The 730-nt window shown below is 55.5% G+C and carries 1 rRNA gene; it reads left to right on the top strand.

Annotated features, from left to right (window positions below):
* Positions 1-729: ribosomal RNA gene (locus ACFSUC_RS11785) — 23S ribosomal RNA — on the top strand; the annotation flags it as partial.
* Between the last annotated feature and the right edge of the window lies 1 nt (position 730).

The following is a 730-nucleotide window of genomic DNA, read 5'->3' as shown; positions in this document are numbered from 1 at the left end:
CCTTGGGATACCACCCTGATCGTATTCGAGTTCTAACCTGGTACCGTGAAGCCGGTATGGGGACAGTGTCAGGTGGGCAGTTTGACTGGGGCGGTCGCCTCCTAAAGCGTAACGGAGGCGCCCCAAGGTTCCCTCAGAATGGTTGGAAATCATTCGAAGAGTGCAAAGGCAAAAGGGAGCTTGACTGCGAGACGTACAGGTCGAGCAGGGACGAAAGTCGGGCTTAGTGATCCGGTGGTACCGAATGGAAGGGCCATCGCTCAACGGATAAAAGCTACCCTGGGGATAACAGGCTTATCTCCCCCAAGAGTCCACATCGACGGGGAGGTTTGGCACCTCGATGTCGGCTCATCGCATCCTGGGGCTGAAGTAGGTCCCAAGGGTTGGGCTGTTCGCCCATTAAAGCGGTACGCGAGCTGGGTTCAGAACGTCGTGAGACAGTTCGGTCCCTATCTGTCGTGGGCGTAGGAAATTTGAGAGGAGCTGTCCTTAGTACGAGAGGACCGGGATGGACGTACCGCTGGTGTACCAGTTGTTCCGCCAGGGGCATAGCTGGGTAGCCAAGTACGGAAGGGATAAGCGCTGAAAGCATCTAAGCGTGAAGCCCCCCTCAAGATGAGATTTCCCCTTTGGTAAGACCCCTTGTAGACGACAAGGTTGATAGGTTCGAGGTGGACGTGCAGCAATGCATGGAGCTGACGAATACTAATCGGTCGAGGGCTTATCCCAA

It is taken from the genome of Marinicrinis sediminis, from assembly GCF_042685085.1.
GTDB classification, from domain to species: Bacteria; Bacillota; Bacilli; order Paenibacillales; family KCTC-33676; genus Marinicrinis; species Marinicrinis sediminis.
Note: the sequence above shows the minus strand (reverse complement) of the source record. Positions and strands in the feature narration are given on the sequence as shown.